This is a genomic window from Dongia sp. P2_B8 (assembly GCF_056404715.1).
Window position 1 is genome coordinate 181,349 of sequence record NZ_JBFUDM010000001.1, and the last position, 12,464, is coordinate 193,812.

Here is a 12,464-nt window from a genome sequence, read left to right on the forward strand (position 1 = left end):
AGCAATGACGGGGAGCGACAGGCATGTCCCAGACTGCCACTGCCGAAACGGTGACGGGCCCTGCCGGCATCGCGCGGCGCGGAGATACGGCGATCGATCCGCGCGCTTTGCGCCAGGTATTCGGCAGCTTCGCGACCGGCGTCACCATCGTGACCGTCCGAGATGCGTCCGGCCGGCCACGCGGGATGACGGCCAATTCCTTCACCTCCGTGTCTCTCACGCCACCACTCATCCTCGTCTGCGTTGCCACGAACGCGCCGATCTGGCCGGCCTTCGCCGCAGCCGAGACATTCGCCGTCAATGTGCTGGCACACAGCCAGCAGGAACTTTCACAAGGCTTCGCGCAACCATTGCCGGACAAATTCGCTGGCGTCGATTGGCGTCCTGGCCGACAGGGCAGCCCCGTTCTCAACGATGCCGTGGCGCATTTGGAATGCCGGCGTGTGCGCGAGATCGAGGCCGGAGACCACATGATCCTGCTGGGCGAGGTCGTTGACTTCGCAGAGAGGCCCGCCTTGCCACTCATTTTCCACCGCGGCAGCTATGCCGCCCTGGCTCTCTAGATCTCTTCTCGAACAAGGATTCTCTCATCATGAAATTCAGTCTTGCCATCAATTTCGAGCGGATGAGTCCGGCTACCGACATGCGCGATGTCGCCAGACATACGCTGGAAATGGCGCAGATCGCCGATGCGAGCGGGTTCGAGATCGTCTGGGCGGCTGAACATCACGCCATCGAGATGACGATTGCCCCCAATCCCTTTCAGCAACTGACCTGGTGGGGTCAACACACCAACCAGATCCGCCTCGGTCTCGCCGTTGCCGTTGCTGCCTATTGGCATCCGATCCGCCTCGCTGGAGAGGCCGCCATGTGCGATCTGCTGACCAATGGCCGCCTGGAATTTGGTATTGGCTGCGGTGCCTATCAGCGAGAATTCGATCGCATGGCAGGCGGGCTCAAGGCGCAGGACAGCGTGCCCTACATGCTGGAGATGCTGCCGCTCCTCAAGCAATTATGGCAGGGCGATGTCGAACATCATGGCAAGTTCTGGTCCTTTCCAAAGGCGACTGCCTGCCCGAAGCCACTGCAGAAGCCCTATCCGTCATTGTGGGCAGCCGTGCGCAACCCGGTTTCCTTCGATTGGGCTGTCGCCAACGACCTCAACGTCATGACCTGGGCGCTCACGCGTGAATTCGCGGAGGTCGAGCTTTACATGCAGCGTTTCCAAGACTCTCTTGCCAAGGCGCCTGCTGGCACGCGCCGGCCGCGCTTCTCGACCATGCGTCACACTGGCGTCTACGGGACCCAGCAGGAAGCGGAACTCTTCGTCAATTCGTTGAAGCGGGTGGCTGGCCAGTTCGAGAATCTGTTTCGCGGTGAAGGTGGAGTCGAAAACGGCTTCCCTTCCGAAATTGATCTGGCGAGCCTCGATAACCGCGCCGAGTACGACAGCAAGATGCTGCAGACCAATCTGATGTTCGGCACGCCGGACCAGATCATCGAAAAGCTGAAGCGCTATGAGGCCTTGGGTGTCGATAATTTTATCTACTACGCAACCTACGGCTTGCCCATGGCGCAGCAGCGTAAGTCACTGAAACTTTTCGTCGACGAAGTGATGCCAGCTTTTGCCAAGAATGCCGCACCGCGGAGTCTGGCGACCGCACGTTGATGCTTTGAAATGACGCAATCTGACGCATGCGGGGGAAAGACTTTTTGATGCCTATCGAGATTCGCAAGATCGTCACCTACCAGGAAGATGTTTTCATCGAAGGTGGCAAAGCCGGGGCGACACCGGTACGCATGGTGGCCGTGGCCGCCATCGTCAATAATCCATGGCTCGGCAGTGGCTTCGTCGACAATTTGCGACCTGAGATTCTTGCGGCAGCGCCGATCCTGGGCGAGGCGCTGGTGCCGATCATCCTCGAGCGCTGCGGTGGCAAAGATCGTGTCGAAGCCTATGGCAAGGCGGCCGTGGTCGGTACATCGGGCGAAGTCGAGCATGCCTCGGCCCTCATTCACACGCTCCGGTTCGGCAATGTCTTTCGCGAAGCCGTTGGGGGAACGTCTTATCTCAGCTTCACCAATAAGCGCGGCGCACCGGGCTGCGCCATCGCAGTACCCATGATGCATAAGCTCGACGAAGGAGCCCGCTCGCATTATCTGACCGTCGAATTCACGGTCAACGACGCCCCCGCGCCGGATGAAATCGTCATCGCCTTGGGCGCCAGTACGGGCGGCAGGTTGCACCCGCGCATTGGCAACCGTTACATCGACATGGCCGAGATTGAGGCCGAAAAGGCCAAAGGGTGATGCCTTCTCTCGATCAGGTTCTCAGCGACGGCACGCGACTGCGTGCGGAAGGACATGGCCGGCCGCTGGTGCTGATCCACGGCGTCGGCATGGATCTAACGATGTGGCAAGGCTTGGTAGCTCAGCTTGTCGGTCGGTTTCGCGTGATTCGCTACGATATGATCGGTCACGGATGCAGCCCAAAGCCGGCTGGTCCTTACTCGCTCAAAGACTATGTCGCGCAATTGACCCGTGTCGTGAACACCCTGGAACTGGGCTGTTTCGATCTGTTGGGTTTTTCGATGGGCGGACTGGTTGCGCAGGCTTTTGCGGCGGCGGGTGATGACCGGCTCAATCATCTGATCCTGCTTAACACCGTCTATCGTCGATCGGAGGAAGAGCGGGTGTCTATCGCACGGCGCGTTGCCGAGGTCGAGACCGGTGGCTTTCCGGCCAGCGTCGAGGTAGCGATCGAGCGCTGGTTCACCCCCGATTTTCGGCGCGGAAATCCAGACATAGTCGAAGGCGTTCGCCGCCATATGCTCGGCAACAACCTTGCAGCCTACGCTGCCGCTTATCAAGTCTTCGCCACCGCCGATGCGGAACTGGTCGATGCTGTGGCGGAGATCGGTACACCGACATTGGTCATCACTGGCAGCGACGACCAGCGCTCGACCGTAGCGATGGCCGAAGCGTTGGCGGCACGGTTGCCGCGGGCGCAGACGTCCATCATCGCCGGCCAACGGCATCTGACGCCGATCGAATGCCCGGACGTGCTCGCCGCGCGCATCCTCGAATTCGTTGCGCCGCCACAGGTTGAGCAAGGCAGGTCGCATCATGGGTGAAATCCGCCGCTATAAAATGTTCATCGATGGCACATGGTGCGAGGCCGAAGGCGGCGCCTTGCTGGATAGCTTCAATCCTGCGACCGAGCAGGTCTGGTGCCGATTTCCTGCGGCCAGCGCCGATGATGTCGACCGTGCGGTTGAGGCGGCGCACCGGGCCATGACCAGCGGTCCCTGGGCCGGGATGACGGCCACCGCGCGTGGCAAGCTGCTGCGGCGCCTGGCCGATCTGCTGGCGGAGCGGGCCGATAGGCTCGCCGAAGTGGAGACCACGGACACGGGCAAGCTCATCCGCGAGACGCGGGCCCAGATCCGCTATGTGGCCGACTATTTCCACTATTTCGCCGGTGCTGCCGACAAGCTGGAAGGGTCGACCCTGCCGATCGACAAAAGCGATATGTTCGTGATGACCGTGCGCGAGCCGATCGGTGTGGTCGCTGCGATCGTGCCATGGAACTCGCAGCTGATGCTGGCCGCCGTCAAGATGGGTCCCGCCTTGGCCGCAGGCAATGCCGTGGTGCTGAAGGCGTCCGAACACGGGCCAGCACCGCTCCTTGAACTGGCGCGACTGTGCGAGGAAGCCGGCTTTCCCGCAGGAACCGTGAATGTGGTGACCGGATTGGGGGATCCCTGCGGGTCGCGCTTGACGCGGCATCCGCTGGTCGCACGGATCGCTTTCACCGGCGGTCCCGCCACGGCCCGCCATGTCGTGCGCAACAGTGCCGAGAACTTTGCCACCGTCACACTTGAACTCGGCGGCAAATCGCCCATCGTCGTTTTCGACGATTGCGATATCGACAGTGCCGTCAACGGGATCGTTGCGGGGAATTTCGGTGCTTCCGGGCAAAGCTGTGTTGCCGGCTCACGCGTGATTATTCAGGCTGGTGTGTTCGATGCCGTGATGGGTCGCGTGGCTGAGCGAGCGCGTCGCATTCGCATCGGCGATCCGCAGGACGCTACGACCGAAATGGGGCCTCTGGCGACGAAGGCGCAGCGCGACCATGTCGAAGCCGTGCTGGCGTCCTCGCTGGCAGCTGGAGCCGAACTCATCGGCGGTGGCGGGCGTCCTGAAGGCATCAGCCAAGGTTGGTATTTCGAGCCGACCATCCTTTATTGCCCGAGTGCCGATATTGCCTCTGCCCGCGAGGAATTGTTCGGTCCGGTCCTCAGCGCCTTCCGTTTCGAGACGGAGGCGGAAGCCGTGCAGTTGGCCAACGACACGGCCTTCGGGTTGGCCGCCGGCATTTTCACCCGCGACGGCGCGCGCGGCCTGCGGATGATGCACCAGATTCGAGCCGGGATCGTCTGGATCAACACCTACCGGGCAGTCTCCCCGATGGCGCCTTTCGGCGGCTATGGCCAAAGCGGCGCCGGTCGCGAGGCCGGCATCGAAAGCCTGCTCGACTATTCCCGGACGAAGACGGTGTGGATCAACACCAGCAGTGCGCCGATGGGCGATCCCTTCGCGATGCGCTGAGAGGTGGGAACATGATCTATGAGCACCGTACCTATCGGCTGAAGAACGGCAGCGTAAGTGACTATCTGCGTCTCGTGGGTGGCGAGGGGTTGCCCATTCAGCGGCGCCATCTCGGTCAGCTGGTGGGCTATTTCACGACGGAAATCGGCCCCCTCAACGAAATTACACATATCTGGGCTTTTGCAGATCTGGCGGACAGGGCCGCGCGTCGCGCCTCCCTGATGGCTGATCCGGAATGGCTCGGCTTCCTGCCGAAAATCCAGGTCCTGATCGAGGAGGGGGCAACCAAGATTCTAACGCCGGCGCCATTCTCGCCTCTGCTCTAGGTGCCGACGATGCGTAATGGGTTGCAGAAACCTCGGGGAACTGTGACCTGGAAAATAAGACCCCGCGAAATTGGCCAATCAGGGAGGCTAGCGACATGATTACACGTAGAAGGCTACTTGGAACGACAGGCCTTGGTGTCGGAGCATTGACATTGGGCAGCGCTCTGCCGGCGTCCCGCCTGCTAGCGGCGCAGGATATGATCTTTGTCAGTTGGGGCGGGACGACGCAGGACGCTCAGAAGGCATCCTGGGCAGATCCGTACACGCAGGCAACGGGTATGAACGTCCTTCAGGATGGCCCCACCGACTACGGCAAGCTGAAAGCTATGGTCGATGCGGGCAATGCGGTGTGGGATGTGGTCGACGTGGAGGGTGATTACGCCTTCCAGGCGGCCGAACTCGGATTGCTAGAGCCGATCGATTATTCGATCGTGAAGAAGGATGCGCTCGACCCCCGCTTCTCCTTCGAATATGGCGTAGGCAGCTTCTATTACTCCTTCGTGCTCGGCTTCAACAAGGACGCGACGGGCGGCAAGACGCCGGAAGGCTGGGCGGCGATCTTCGATACGGCCAATTTCCCGGGTAAGCGGTCATTCTGGAAATGGTCAAGCCCCGGCGTACTTGAGATGGCGTTGCTGGCAGATGGTGTTCCAGCCGACAAGCTCTACCCATTGGATCTGGACCGCGCTTTCGCCAAGCTCGACACGATCAAGAAAGACATTCTGTGGTGGGCGAGTGGTGCGGAATCGCAGCAGCAACTCGCTTCGGGCGAAGTCGCCCTGGGCAAATTCTGGAACGGCCGCATGTTTGCGCTCAATCAATCGGGTGCCAATGTCGGCACATCCTGGACGCAGAACATGGCCTTGGCCGATATCCTTGTTGTCCCAAAGGGAACCAAGAACAAGGAGGCGGCCATGAAGTTCATCGCCCAAGCCAGCAGCCCGGAAGGGCAGGCTGCGCTCGCGACGGCGACCGCCTATGCACCGGTCAACACGGCGGCGATCCCATTGCTTGGCAAGGATATGGTCGCCATGCTGCCGTCCGAGCATACCGACAGCCAGATCACGCTCGATATGAAGTACTGGGCGAAAAATCGCGATGCCATCGGCGAGCGTTGGTACGCTTGGCAATCGGCTTGATCTGATCGTTTAACAAGAACGGGATGGGGCGACAAAGGTTGCTCCATCCCGTCGGCATGGCTCGGTTGGTTGGAATGACGATGAGTTTGGCGGTGGCAGCATCGACGCGCGCGCCCCAACATATGCGAAGGCGATTGGGCGGTCTTGGGCCGGCCATGCCGGCACTGGTATTTTTGTTTCTCTTCCTTGTCCTGCCGCTGTCCAGCCTGCTTCTGCTCAGCGTCACGGAACCGAGCCTTGGCCTCGGCAATTATGCGAAATTGTTGGGTGACGCGGCCTATGGGCGGGTTCTGTTCAATACTTTCTTCGTCGCTGGCGTGGTTACCTTTGTCACCCTGATGATCGGCTACCCGGTCGCCTGGCTGCTGGCGATATTGCCCACCCGTGCCGCCCATGCCCTCATGGCCATCATCCTTCTGTCCATGTGGACCAATCTGCTGGCGCGTACCTATGGTTGGATGGTTCTGTTGCAACGCACCGGCATCATCAATCGCACGCTGATGGATCTTGGCCTCATCAGCGAACCCTTGCCCCTGGTCAACAATCTGTTCGGCGTCACCATCGGCATGACCTATATCATGCTGCCTTATGTGATCCTGCCACTACATGCAACACTGTCGGGTATCGATCCAGCGATCATGCAGGCGGCCGCCATCACCGGCGCAAAGCCGCGGCAGATCTTTTGGCGCGTGCTGCTACCGCTGTCGATGCCCGGTATCGGCGCCGGCTGTCTGATGGTCTTCGTTATGGCGCTGGGATATTACGTGACGCCGGCTCTGCTGGGCGGCACCACCAACATGATGCTTGCCGAACTCATCGCCCAGCAGGTGCAGTCCTTGCTCAATTGGGGGGTGGGTAGTGCTGCAGCCTTCATTCTGCTGGCCGTGACGCTCGTCTTCTTTGCGATCTATGTCCGTGTCGTCGGCCTTGGAAAACGGAAATAGCCGATGATATTGACACTCAATCGCATGGGTTCCGGGCGCTTCGTGCTTTATGCCATTGCCGCCGGGACAGCCATTTTTCTGATGCTGCCGGTCGTCTTTATCGCCTTTCTGTCTTTCGGCTCGTCGCAATGGCTGCAGTTCCCGCCGCCCGGCTGGACGCTCAAATGGTATGGGGCACTCTTCGCTGATCCGCGCTGGATCGAAGCCATGCTGAACAGCCTTAAAGTGGGATCATGCGTCATGGCATTCTCTGTGGTGCTCGGCTTGCCGGCGGCGTTTGCGATCGTGCGCGGGCGTTTCGCCGGTCGCGCTGCCCTCCATGCCTTTTTCATCAGCCCCATGATCGTGCCGGTGATCATTCTGGCGATCGCCCTGTATGCGCTTGTCCTCAAGCTTGGTCTTAATGGGACATTCCTGGCTTTCGTCGCTGCCCATCTGATTCTTGCTTTGCCATTCTCGGTCATCTGCATTGTCAATTCGCTGGAGGGTTTCGATGTCTCGGTCGAAAAGGCGGCGATCATTTGCGGTGCCACGCGATTTCAGGCGATTCGGCGGGTGACGTTGCCTGCGATCCGGCTCGGCATTCTGTCAGGAGCCCTGTTCTCCTTTCTGGTTTCCTGGGACGAAGTCGTTCTCAGCATCTTCATGGCCAGCCCGGGCATGCAGACCTTGCCGGTTAAGATGTGGACCACCTTGCGCCAGGACCTCACCCCGGTTATTGCCGCCGTTTCCACCCTGTTGATCGTGATGACCATTGCCGTGATGCTGGTTGCGGCCTTTCTGCGACGGAGAGCCGCCCGATGACAATGCCCACCAAGAATGCCGTGGAAATCCGCCATCTAGTTAAGCGCTTCGGGCAGGTGACGGCGGTCGACGATGTCTCGCTGACGGTTGCCGATGGTGAGTTTTTGACATTCCTCGGTTCCTCCGGCTCCGGCAAGACGTCGACCCTGTTCATCGTCGCGGGGTTTGAGGATCCAACATCCGGCTTGGTCGAGATCGATGGCCGCTCTGTCCTCTCGGTGCCGCCTAATGAACGCAATATCGGCATGGTGTTCCAGCGCTACACATTGTTCCCGCACATGTCGGTAGGGGAGAACGTGGCATTTCCGCTCATTGTACGAGGCAGGCCGCAGAACGAAATCAATCGCGCCGTTGCCGAAATGCTCGACCTGGTGCGTCTCGGTGGCTATGCATCGCGCCGACCAAGCGAGCTATCCGGAGGTCAGCAGCAGCGCGTCGCTTTGGCACGCGCTCTGGTCTACCGGCCGCGCCTGCTGCTCATGGATGAACCGCTGGCAGCGCTGGACAAGCGCCTGCGTGAGGACATTCAACAGGAAATTCGGCGGATCCACCGGGATCTTGGCGTCACCATCCTCTATGTCACACATGACCAGGAAGAAGCCTTGCGCATGTCAGACCGCATTGCCGTGTTCAACCAGGGAAAAATCGTTCAGATCGGCAGCGGGGCGGACCTTTATGACCGACCGGCCAATGCGTTTGTGGCTGGTTTCGTCGGTAATTCAAACATGCTACGTGGTCGCTTGAGGGGCATTTCGCAACATATTGCGACGGTCGAACTGGCCGACGGCACTTTGCTGCAGGGCGTCGATGGCGGAAATCTGCATGAAGGCGCTGCGGTGGAGATCATGGTGCGGCCAGAACGGCTGGCGCTGCACGACGTCAACTCTTCTGACGACGGCAGAACTCAATCTCTGGAAGGGACAATCGTTGACGCGACTTTTCTCGGCGAAATATTCCAATACGAAATTGAGACACGCTGGAAACAAAACGTTCTGGTGCGAGATAGCCGCAAACTGAATGTCATGCCGATCGGGGCGCCAGCGCGCTTTTCTTTCGAGTCGGTGGATGCCACGGTTTTCCCCGGATAAACGCCGTTGTCCTTACAACCGCACGCCTGTTGTTTTGTCAAAGAGATGTATTTTGCCGACATCCGGGGCGAGGCGGATGGTTTCGCCAGGCTGGAGCGCGATACGTTCGCGGAAGAGGCCGACGATGTCGCGGTTTCCCAGGCGCGCCACAACCTGTGTTTCTGAACCCGTGGGCTCGATGACGACGACCTTCACGGGGACGCCAGCATCGGAAACGATGAAATGCTCTGGGCGGATGCCATAGAGCAGGGGCTTGCCAATAGAATCTGCAGGTGCAGTATTAAGTGGAAGATAAACACCCTCCGGCGTCACGAATCTGGGCTGGCCGTTGGCGCTAGATTCCACCGTCCCGTCAATCAGGTTCATCGAGGGCGAGCCGATGAAGCTCGCCACGAAAAGGTTGGCTGGACGGTCATAGAGCTCCAGGGGCGGGCCGGACTGTTCCACGATGCCGTCATGCATGACGACAATCTTGTCCGCCATGGTCATCGCTTCAATCTGATCATGAGTGACGTAAACAGTGGTGGTACGCAGTCGCTGATGCAGTTCCTTGATTTCGGCACGCATCTGCACGCGCAGCTTGGCATCAAGGTTTGACAAGGGCTCGTCGAACAGGAAAACCTGGGGGTCGCGCACAATGGCACGTCCCATGGCAACACGTTGGCGCTGGCCACCCGATAGCTGCCGCGGGTAGCGGCTGAGCAAAGGTGTCAATGCCAGGATTTCGGCCGCGCGCTTAACCCGCCCATCGATCTCATCCTTCGCCGCGCGTTTCAACATCAGTGAAAAGCTCATGTTTTCCGCAACTGTCATATGCGGATAGAGAGCATAATTCTGGAACACCATGGCGATATCGCGGTCCTTCGGTGGCAGGTTGTTGACAATCCGGCCGCCGATCCGGATGTCGCCGCTGCTGATTTCCTCCAACCCGGCGATCATGCGCAGTAGTGTCGATTTTCCACAGCCGGAAGGACCAACCAGGATAACGAATTCTCCGTCAGCGACGTAGATCGACACGCCATGGATAACGTGGATGCCACCAAAAGACTTGCGAACCTCGCGAATTTCGACCGACGCCATCGACCATGCCCCCATCAGATTCTTTTTGAATTCAACCACGATCCAGCTGGATCGTCCGCCGGAAATATCGCTACCCCATCATCAGCGCGACCGCCCGATCTGCAATCGCCAGAGCCGGCGCATTCGTGTTGCCAGATGTAATGCTCGGCATCATGGACAAGTCAAAGACGCGAAGCTTGTCGACACCCCGCACGCGCAACTTGGCATCGAGGACAGCGCTGATGTCGCCATCCGGCCCCATGCGACAGGTCCCCACCGGATGATAGGTGGTCTTGACCATGCGCTTGCAATGTGTCTCGAGATCGGTATCCGAATTTTTATCGGAACCGGGGAAGAGTTCGCCAGTCAACATGTCGCGCATGGGTGCTGCCGCCATGATTCTGCGGGCGAAGCGAAGGCCAGCCACCTGCAGCCGAAGATCATCGGAATGGCCGAAGAAGTTGCAGTCCACCAGTGGTGGCGATGCCGGATCGGCGGAGCGCAGCTTGACAGAGCCGCGCGCCTTTGGACGCAAGACACCCGGCGTCAGGGTGACACCCTCGCACGGCGCAATGCCGGAAATGTCCCGATCGAGATAGACGGTCGGCACGCAATAGAGCTGGATCGTGCTCTCATCGCCATGGGTATCGGGATCGATAAAGGCGCAGGCTTCGACGCCGGTGGTCGTGACGGGGCCGGATTTGAAGAGAAGATATTGTAGACCATTGCGCAGCATCGCGAGGCCGCGGTCCTGGCCAAAATAGCCATAGGGCCCGTTGGCGGCGGCGATCACTGGAACTTCGTGATGATCCTGCAGGTTTTGCCCAACACCGGGCAGGTCAACCTTGACGGTTATGTCATGCTCTTTGAGATGCGCGGCCGGGCCGATCCCGGAGAGCATCAGGAGCTTTGGCGTGATGTAGGTGCCAGCAGTGAGAATTACTTCGGTGGCCGCGTAAGCTTCCTGCATCTGGCCGCCCTGGACATAGCGCACGCCATTGGCGCGACCCTGTTCAATGATCAGACCGGTCGCACTTGCGTCGGTGAGAATGGTGAGGCGCGGATCGTGCATGATGGGGGTAAGGAAGGCGTCGCGAGCACTGCAGCGACGACGGGTTGCCCCATCGATCGTGTGCTGCATGAAGCCGACACCGCGTTGCGCGGCACCATTGAAATCCGGATTGTGGGGATAGCCTAGCCCTTGGACGGTCTTGACGAAGGCTTGGCTCATGGCGCAGTGATGACCCAGATGCGACACCTTGAGCGGCCCGCCAACGCCGTGAAATTCGCCGGCGAGATGGTCATTGTCTTCCTGCCGCTTGAAATGAGGCAGCAGGTCACGATAGCTCCAGCCCGACCCCTGGCCGAGATAGCGATCCCACCGGTCATAGTCGGCGGCCTGGCCGCGCATATAGACCATGGCATTGACGGCGCTGCCACCGCCGAGCACCCGGCCTTGCGGGATGATCGGCGCGCGGCCGTCGAGCTGGGGCTGGGGCACGGATTTATGCATGGTCAGATAGGCGTCGCTGGCGAGGAACTTCATGTAGCCGGCTGGCATGGCAAGTACCGGGCTGGATTTTGCCGGACCGGCCTCGAGCAACAGCACACGCGCGCCATGATCTTGCACCAAGCGGCTTGCCGTCACGCATCCGGAGCTGCCACCGCCCACGACGATATAATCGTAGTCTTTCACCGTGGACTTACCAGCATGTGAAGCCGCCGTCAGCGAGGACGATGGAGCCGGTCAACAGGCTTGCGGCATCGCTGGCCAGGAAATGAACGACCGAAGCGATCTCGTCCGGCTTGCCGAGCCGGCCCATGGGCGTGTCCCGCAACCAGTCCTTCATCATAGCATCGACCCCCGGGACGTCATGCACCATGGGCGTGTCGATATAGGTCGGTGCCACCGCATTGACGCGGACCCCGCGATCGGCCCATTCGGCGCCCAGCGAGCGTGTCAGATGGTGCACGGCCGCCTTTGAGGCGTTGTAATAGGCCTGCTTCTGCGGCCGGTTGACGATATAGCCGGACATCGAGCCGATGTTGACGATGGAGCCTCGGCCAACCGCCAACATGTGTCGGCCGAAATCGCGGCAGCACCAGAAGAGGCCATTATAGTTGACGTCGTTGACGTTGAGCCAATGCTCGTCGGACAGATCTTCAGCGGCTATTCCGCTGCGGGCGATGCCGGCATTGTTTACAAGGATATCGATACGGCCATGCTTGGCTGCCAAGGCATCGGCTACCTTGGCAACCTCGGTCGAATTGGTCACGTCCAACTGTGCGATTTCGGCGTCGAGCCCGAGCTTCTGCAGCGTTGCCCGGCCGCTCGCTGCGACATTGGGGTCGATTTCTGCAATCACCACCTTGGCGCCAGCTTCAGCCAGCGCCGTGACACAGGCGAGGCCGATCGCTCTGCCGCCTCCCGTCACGACGGCAATGCGACCGTCAAGTTTGAACTTTTCGAGATACATGTGAAATCGGCCCTCC

General features: G+C 60.0%; 13 protein-coding genes. 10 read left to right on the forward strand and 3 right to left on the reverse strand.

The genetic code is table 11. From position 1 onward, the window contains the following. The first annotated feature begins 23 nt into the window (after nt 1-23). The 10 genes from AC1DWZ_RS00775 to AC1DWZ_RS00820 all read left to right on the forward strand — a co-directional run bounded on the left by AC1DWZ_RS00775 (nt 24) and on the right by AC1DWZ_RS00820 (nt 8,912). Nucleotides 24-563: a flavin reductase family protein gene (locus AC1DWZ_RS00775; RefSeq protein ID WP_477166950.1), complete on the forward strand. Its 540-nt coding sequence runs from the start codon at nt 24-26 to the stop codon at nt 561-563. Nucleotides 564-592: 29 nt separating this feature from the next. Next, nucleotides 593-1,669: an LLM class flavin-dependent oxidoreductase gene (locus AC1DWZ_RS00780; protein WP_477166951.1), complete on the forward strand. Its 1,077-nt coding sequence runs from the start codon at nt 593-595 to the stop codon at nt 1,667-1,669. Nucleotides 1,670-1,716: 47 nt separating this feature from the next. Beyond that, on the forward strand, nt 1,717-2,310 hold the full coding sequence (locus AC1DWZ_RS00785; protein WP_477166952.1) for an amino acid synthesis family protein: 594 nt from the start codon (nt 1,717-1,719) through the stop codon (nt 2,308-2,310). Beyond that, complete coding sequence (locus AC1DWZ_RS00790; RefSeq protein ID WP_477166953.1) at nt 2,310-3,134, forward strand: alpha/beta fold hydrolase; 825 nt, start codon at nt 2,310-2,312, stop codon at nt 3,132-3,134. The genes AC1DWZ_RS00785 and AC1DWZ_RS00790 overlap by 1 nt, the downstream gene beginning before the upstream one ends. Then, complete coding sequence (locus tag AC1DWZ_RS00795; RefSeq protein ID WP_477166954.1) at nt 3,127-4,611, forward strand: aldehyde dehydrogenase; 1,485 nt, start codon at nt 3,127-3,129, stop codon at nt 4,609-4,611. The genes AC1DWZ_RS00790 and AC1DWZ_RS00795 overlap by 8 nt, the downstream gene beginning before the upstream one ends. Before the next feature lie 11 nt (nt 4,612-4,622). Then, complete coding sequence (locus AC1DWZ_RS00800; RefSeq protein WP_477166955.1) at nt 4,623-4,937, forward strand: NIPSNAP family protein; 315 nt, start codon at nt 4,623-4,625, stop codon at nt 4,935-4,937. Between the two features lie 95 nt (nt 4,938-5,032). Next, nucleotides 5,033-6,076, forward strand: a complete 1,044-nt coding sequence (locus AC1DWZ_RS00805; RefSeq protein WP_477166956.1) for an ABC transporter substrate-binding protein — start codon at nt 5,033-5,035, stop codon at nt 6,074-6,076. 74 nt (nt 6,077-6,150) lie between these two features. Further along, nucleotides 6,151-7,020 carry an ABC transporter permease gene (locus AC1DWZ_RS00810; RefSeq protein ID WP_477166957.1) on the forward strand — a complete coding sequence of 290 codons (870 nt, stop codon included), beginning with the start codon at nt 6,151-6,153 and terminating at the stop codon, nt 7,018-7,020. Between the two features lie 3 nt (nt 7,021-7,023). Continuing rightward, complete coding sequence (locus tag AC1DWZ_RS00815; protein ID WP_477166958.1) at nt 7,024-7,824, forward strand: ABC transporter permease; 801 nt, start codon at nt 7,024-7,026, stop codon at nt 7,822-7,824. A 2-nt stretch (nt 7,825-7,826) separates the two neighbouring features. Beyond that, nucleotides 7,827-8,912, forward strand: a complete 1,086-nt coding sequence (locus tag AC1DWZ_RS00820; RefSeq protein WP_477166959.1) for an ABC transporter ATP-binding protein — start codon at nt 7,827-7,829, stop codon at nt 8,910-8,912. 12 nt (nt 8,913-8,924) lie between these two features. Here AC1DWZ_RS00820 and AC1DWZ_RS00825 read toward each other — a convergent pair whose 3' ends face one another. The 3 genes from AC1DWZ_RS00825 to AC1DWZ_RS00835 all read right to left on the reverse strand — a co-directional run bounded on the left by AC1DWZ_RS00825 (nt 8,925) and on the right by AC1DWZ_RS00835 (nt 12,448). Further along, nucleotides 8,925-9,992: an ABC transporter ATP-binding protein gene (locus AC1DWZ_RS00825; RefSeq protein WP_477166960.1), complete on the reverse strand. Its 1,068-nt coding sequence runs from the start codon at nt 9,990-9,992 to the stop codon at nt 8,925-8,927. Nucleotides 9,993-10,062: 70 nt separating this feature from the next. After that, the gene (locus AC1DWZ_RS00830; RefSeq protein WP_477166961.1) at nt 10,063-11,667 is read right to left on the reverse strand and encodes a GMC family oxidoreductase; all 1,605 of its coding nucleotides are present in this window, start codon (nt 11,665-11,667) and stop codon (nt 10,063-10,065) included. A 7-nt stretch (nt 11,668-11,674) separates the two neighbouring features. Beyond that, the gene (locus AC1DWZ_RS00835; protein ID WP_477166962.1) at nt 11,675-12,448 is read right to left on the reverse strand and encodes an SDR family NAD(P)-dependent oxidoreductase; all 774 of its coding nucleotides are present in this window, start codon (nt 12,446-12,448) and stop codon (nt 11,675-11,677) included. Between the last annotated feature and the right edge of the window lie 16 nt (nt 12,449-12,464).

Bases quoted from the DNA above. Each gene is read 5' to 3' on its own strand.
- AC1DWZ_RS00775 (WP_477166950.1), top strand. From the start codon at position 24: ATGTCCCAGACTGCCACTGCCGAAACGGTGACGGGCCCTGCCGGCATC.
- AC1DWZ_RS00780 (WP_477166951.1), top strand. From the start codon at position 593: ATGAAATTCAGTCTTGCCATCAATTTCGAGCGGATGAGTCCGGCTACC.
- AC1DWZ_RS00785 (WP_477166952.1), top strand. From the start codon at position 1,717: ATGCCTATCGAGATTCGCAAGATCGTCACCTACCAGGAAGATGTTTTC.
- AC1DWZ_RS00790 (WP_477166953.1), top strand. From the start codon at position 2,310: ATGCCTTCTCTCGATCAGGTTCTCAGCGACGGCACGCGACTGCGTGCG.
- AC1DWZ_RS00795 (WP_477166954.1), top strand. From the start codon at position 3,127: ATGGGTGAAATCCGCCGCTATAAAATGTTCATCGATGGCACATGGTGC.
- AC1DWZ_RS00800 (WP_477166955.1), top strand. From the start codon at position 4,623: ATGATCTATGAGCACCGTACCTATCGGCTGAAGAACGGCAGCGTAAGT.
- AC1DWZ_RS00805 (WP_477166956.1), top strand. From the start codon at position 5,033: ATGATTACACGTAGAAGGCTACTTGGAACGACAGGCCTTGGTGTCGGA.
- AC1DWZ_RS00810 (WP_477166957.1), top strand. From the start codon at position 6,151: ATGACGATGAGTTTGGCGGTGGCAGCATCGACGCGCGCGCCCCAACAT.
- AC1DWZ_RS00815 (WP_477166958.1), top strand. From the start codon at position 7,024: ATGATATTGACACTCAATCGCATGGGTTCCGGGCGCTTCGTGCTTTAT.
- AC1DWZ_RS00820 (WP_477166959.1), top strand. From the start codon at position 7,827: ATGCCCACCAAGAATGCCGTGGAAATCCGCCATCTAGTTAAGCGCTTC.
- AC1DWZ_RS00825 (WP_477166960.1), bottom strand. From the start codon at position 9,992: ATGGCGTCGGTCGAAATTCGCGAGGTTCGCAAGTCTTTTGGTGGCATC.
- AC1DWZ_RS00835 (WP_477166962.1), bottom strand. From the start codon at position 12,448: ATGTATCTCGAAAAGTTCAAACTTGACGGTCGCATTGCCGTCGTGACG.